The organism is Roseateles sp. P5_E11 (assembly GCF_054049355.1).
Window position 1 is genome coordinate 1 of record NZ_JBFUMO010000478.1, and the last position, 4,576, is coordinate 4,576.

General features: G+C 67.6%; 5 protein-coding genes. All 5 read right to left on the reverse strand.

The window, feature by feature from the left end:
- The coding region (tssF, locus tag ACXJKR_RS25005; RefSeq protein ID WP_457325118.1) for a type VI secretion system baseplate subunit TssF at window positions 1-1,740 on the reverse strand (1,740 nt) is incomplete at its 3' end.
- Between the two features lie 13 nt (window positions 1,741-1,753).
- Window positions 1,754-2,290, reverse strand: coding sequence for a type VI secretion system baseplate subunit TssE (gene tssE, locus ACXJKR_RS25010; protein WP_457325119.1), 537 nt, complete (start codon window positions 2,288-2,290; stop codon window positions 1,754-1,756).
- Window positions 2,290-3,132, reverse strand: coding sequence for a type VI secretion system accessory protein TagJ (locus tag ACXJKR_RS25015; RefSeq protein WP_457325120.1), 843 nt, complete (start codon window positions 3,130-3,132; stop codon window positions 2,290-2,292). The genes tssE and ACXJKR_RS25015 overlap by 1 nt, the downstream gene beginning before the upstream one ends.
- Window positions 3,122-3,691, reverse strand: coding sequence for a double zinc ribbon domain-containing protein (locus tag ACXJKR_RS25020; protein ID WP_056194100.1), 570 nt, complete (start codon window positions 3,689-3,691; stop codon window positions 3,122-3,124). Before ACXJKR_RS25020 ends, ACXJKR_RS25015 begins: the two co-directional genes overlap by 11 nt.
- Window positions 3,692-3,697: 6 nt before the next feature.
- The coding region (locus tag ACXJKR_RS25025) for a hypothetical protein (RefSeq protein ID WP_457325121.1) at window positions 3,698-4,576 on the reverse strand (879 nt) is incomplete at its 5' end.

Sequence of the window (4,576 nt, forward strand, 5' to 3'; positions counted from 1 at the left end):
CAGCAGCGTCGCGCTGCCGCCTTCGAAGGAGAGCTCGTCCACCGTCAGCTGCACCTGCAGCCCGCGACCGAAGGCGATGGGGCCCGGCGCCGGATGGCGACGCACGATGGGCAGCGTGGTGACGGAGCGCACGCCCTCGATCTGCCGCAGCAGGCCGGCGCCGGAGCTTTGGCCGAACAGGCCGAGCAGTTCGCGCAGGGCCAGCGCGCCGCGCTCGGGATCCTCGTCGACCAAGGACAGGTAGTTCAGCGAGAGCAGCGACAGCAGCCGCCAGGCCAGTGCGCCTTCGCGCGCCGCGCTGCCGGGCCGCGACGGGCCGGCCACGACGGCGACATGGTCGACGGGCGCACGGGTCTCCAGCGTCAGGCCGCCATGATCGCGGCCGGCGGGCATGAAGAGGGGCAGGTCGCGGTTGGTGCAGCGGATCTTGGCGGCAAGCTGGCGCAGGTCGGCCCGGTAAGGCGCGCGCTGCAGATCCACGAGGGACAAGAAAACCTCACTGCCGACATAGGCCGAGCGCGGCCCCTCGCGCTTGGCGCGGTCGCTGGCCAGACGCGGCTCGCGCAGCAGGCTGAAATAGCCGGAGGCGCCGGCCGGGTCGGCGTGGGGCACGTCGAACAGCGGCAGGAACTGCAGCTCGTCGGTGTCGCTGGAGAAGCCGGTGACCGAGGCGACGTCGAACACCTCGAAGTCGGCGCCGGCTAGCCGGTCGGGGATGACCTGGAAGGCGGTGGCGCTGTCATCGACGGTGATGCGCTCGGCGCGGCGCTCGAAGAGGTTGATGGCCGGCACGCAATTCAGGCTGAAGTTGGCCGGTTCGCCGCCACCCTCCAGGCTGGCTTCGTAGCGGTCGAACAGCAGCACCAGTTCGAAGGTGTTGCCCGTGCAGGCGGCGAAGCTGGGCTTGAGGCCAGCAACGTCGATGAACAGGAAGCGCTGCGGGAAGGCGAAGTACTCCTGCATCAGCCGCGTGCCGGACAGGCCGCGCAGCGTCACCGGCAGCATGGCCYCGTCATCGGCCAGGCCGACGTGGTGCACGCGGTTGGCCGGGATGAACTGGCGCTTGGCCGCAGCCTCCTTGCCACCAGGCCCGGCCAGCACGCCCACGCAGCGGCAGGTGGCGAGCTCGTGCAGCTTCAGCGCCACGTCCTGAAGGCCACCCATGAAGAAGCGCAGGCTGTCCAGCGGCAGCCGCGCGAAGCTCATGCCGCTGGGCAGCTCCATGCGCACGCGCACGCCGCTCTTGGGTCGCTCGCGCAGCGGCAGGCCGCTGAAATTGATGTCGGTGGCGCTGAGGAAGTATTCGACCTGGCTGACCCGGATGGGCGTCAGCGTGACCGGCTGGGCGGTGCGGAACTCGCAGCGCGTCGGCCCCAGCGGCGTCTTGGCGCCCATCAACGCGCTGCCGCGCGGCAATGTGAAGCCGGCGATCAGGTTGGGGTCCTGGGCGGGCTCGAGCTGAGCCACCAGCATGGACGGGATCGGCGCGCCAAGGTTGGGGCAGACCATGTCCAGCAGCGCCTGGGCGAGCTGGGGGAACTCGGCATCCTGCTTGAGCTGCACGCGCGCGGCCAAGAAGGCCGTGCCTTCGAGCAGGCGTTCCACATAGGGGTCGGCAACCTCCAGGCCCTCCATGCMCAAGCGCCCGGCGATCTTGGGAAACTCGCGCGCGAACTCACCACCCATCTCGCGGAGATAGCGCAGTTCCTGGTTGTAGTAGCGGAGGAGGCGGGGGTCCATGATTCGGAGTGTCTCAAGCCCTCAGGTCACGCACCGCGGCCTGACCGGTGTCGACATCGACATCCGCACTCAACAGCAGCTCCAGCGGCACCGGCTGGTTCCACATCTGGCCCTTGATAGTCAGCCGCAAGCTGGTGGGGCGCAGGCCGGTGCTCATGTCGTTGGCGATGCGCACCTCCACCGTGTCCGGGTCCAGTCGCGGCTCGAAGCGGATGATGGCCTGGCGCACCTGGGCCTCGATGAGGGGGAACTGGTGGATGGTCATGGTCTGCCCGGTCAGGGGCAGGATGCCGAAATTCAGCACCGAGTCGCGCGCATGCGGCAAGCTCTTCCACAGCGCCGTGCGTTCGGGGTCGTTGCGGTTGCCGATGTCCGGCTCCTCGCAGACCGCGTTGAACAGCCAGGAGAGGTCGCGCAGCACGGCCTCGCGCAGCTGCTTGCGGCTCAGTACGCGGGCCTCGAGGGCCTCGACCTTGGAGCTGGCATCGTTGTCGGTGAGCCGGTCCAGCAGCGAGGGTTGGAGGCGGTCCTGGGCACCGAAGCTGGCCATCAGTTGCCTTCGGTCTGCGTGGCCTCGCTGGCGTCGAAGAGAATTTCTCTGACGGCCATCAGGTCGTGGTCGCCGATGTCGCTGGTCAGCACGCGCTGGCCCAGGCCGGCATAGCGGTCCTCGCCTGGCAGTGCTTGCCACTCCGTCTTGCGCGCCAGGTTGATGAGGCCATCCTCGCTCTTCTCGGAGCCCGGGTAGCGCGTGGGCACCAGGGCGACGCTGTTGCCGCCATTGGTGAAGCTCAGCTGCGCCGGCATCCAGACGCAGTCGCGCAGGTCCTCGGGCGCGTCGAAATGGATCTTGGCCAGGTGCTGGAAGGGCACCCAGGTGTAGTGGCCGTTGAGGCAGACCTCGAGCACCGGGCCGAGGCGTGAATCGGCGTCGGCGAGCCACTCGAAGCGCTGGCCGTCGATGCTGCCCGCACTCGTCGGCGCGGCCTCGAAGGCCTTGGTGGCGAGGTCAGCCGCAAGCTGGTGGTTGCCCTCGGCCTGCTGCTTGAGGGACTCGATCAACTGGGCCACCCAGGCCTCGGGCTGGCCGAAGACAACCGGCGTGCGCTTGCCAGCAAACACCTGGGCGCGCAGCAGCTCGCAACGGATGGCGTGGCCGACGGTCTCGCGCATCGGGATGGCCAGCTTGTCCATGTCGGCGACGACATTGAGCTGGGTGTGGGCGCGTTCCCACTGGCCGAGCACGCTGAGCAGCTGGGACATGAAGGTGCGCAGCTTGGGATCGGCCGGCTTGGCGCGCACGGCCTCGGTCAGCTTGGCGAGTGCGGCGCGCGGGTCGCCGGCGCGGAGTAGCTCTTCGGCGGCTTGTTGGGGAGAGAGATCAGAAGCCATGGCCGCAGTCCGTGCAGAAGCGGGCTTGCCGCGAGAGGGTGATGCCGCAGGCCGGGCAGCTCTTGTGCGTGCTGGCCATGTCGAAGCCGCATTCATGGCAGAAGCGCCCGCCCTGGCTGGGCGTCTGGCAGTTGGGGCAGGCCGAGCCACCCCCGCTGGCGGCGCCCTGGCTGGCCGAACCCGCATCCAGCGCGGAACGGGCGGCGCAGTCGCGGCAGCTGTTGCTGCTGCTGTTCCAGCATTCGCGGCCTACCCATTTGCGGCAGCCGGTGCATTTCTCGTACAGCGGTGCCGCGGCGGCCATGGCTTCGGCCAGGGCCTCGGCCTTGGCGCTGCCGCCACCGGCTTCGGCAAACGCGCCGGTGGCCCGGCTGGCCTTGTTCAGGTCGTAGAACATGAAGGCGAAACGGCTCAGCCAGCCCGTGATCTGGCCCTTGCGATAGGGCCTGAAGGCCGAGCGCGAGCTCTCGCCACATTTCTCGCAGAAGAACTCGAACTGGAAGCCGGCCGACACGTCGCTCATCGACGTGCTGACGTCCCGGTAGTTGGTCAGGGCCATGGGAAGCTAGATGGGTGAGCCGATGTTCTTCATCGTGAAGGCGCGCGTCGTGTTCTGCGACGCCGTCTTGGCGACGGCCTGGCCGGTGTTGCTGTGCGAGTAGTGAGATGGCGGGTTCTTGTAGACGTAGGCGAGCGAACCGAATTCGCAGGTCCACTTCTCCATCATCTCCGTCATGGTCTCGTTCACGACCACGTCCAACTCGTATTCCAGCAGGCGGATCTTCTGGATGGTGAAGATCAGCGAAGTGCCGTCCAGGAACGTCGCCGAGCGCCGGTGGATGGTGAGCGTGCCCGAGGGGAAGATGTTGCCCGCCTTCATCGAGTTCAGCATCTGGGTGCTGGCGATGTCGACCCGCTTGGTGAACGTGAATTCGAAGTTGCGGTTGCGTTCGAGGTCCGCGTACTGCTTCTCCCGCTCGCCTTGCAGCGTGGCCGCCTTTTCGGCTTTTTGCGGGTCGGAAGGCGCGAAGGCGTTCGGATCCCTGGCGATGCTTTCGAGCTTCTTGTTGAAAGCCGCGCCGAGGGCATCGCGCTGGTCCTGGTGGGCTTTCCAGTCTGCCTCGGAAAAATTGCCGCCACGCTGGGCTTTCGCGAAAGACTCCTGCAGCCTCTTGTCCCGCTTCTGGTAATCGTCGCTGGCCGCATGCATCGCACGCAACTCGTTGCTGCCTTGCTTGTCTGCTCTGCCGCTCGCGAGGGTGAAGGCCGCTGCCGCCTTGCTGGCGTTCTTGCGCTCGTCCTCGTTGTGCAGCTTCCAGTTGAGCGTCTCCACCAGGATCTGCCCCTGGAAGCCTTCGGACGCTGCTTCGCCCACGACCGGCACGCGGGTGGGGCGCAGCAGAACCAGGAAGATGTCGGCGCCGTTGTTGGACATCAGAGGGCC

Coding starts and splice junctions, on each gene's coding strand:
- ACXJKR_RS25020 (WP_056194100.1), bottom strand. CDS start 3,691: ATGGCCCTGACCAACTACCGGGACGTCAGCACGTCGATGAGCGACGTG.
- tssE (WP_457325119.1), bottom strand. CDS start 2,290: ATGGCCAGCTTCGGTGCCCAGGACCGCCTCCAACCCTCGCTGCTGGAC.
- ACXJKR_RS25015 (WP_457325120.1), bottom strand. CDS start 3,132: ATGGCTTCTGATCTCTCTCCCCAACAAGCCGCCGAAGAGCTACTCCGC.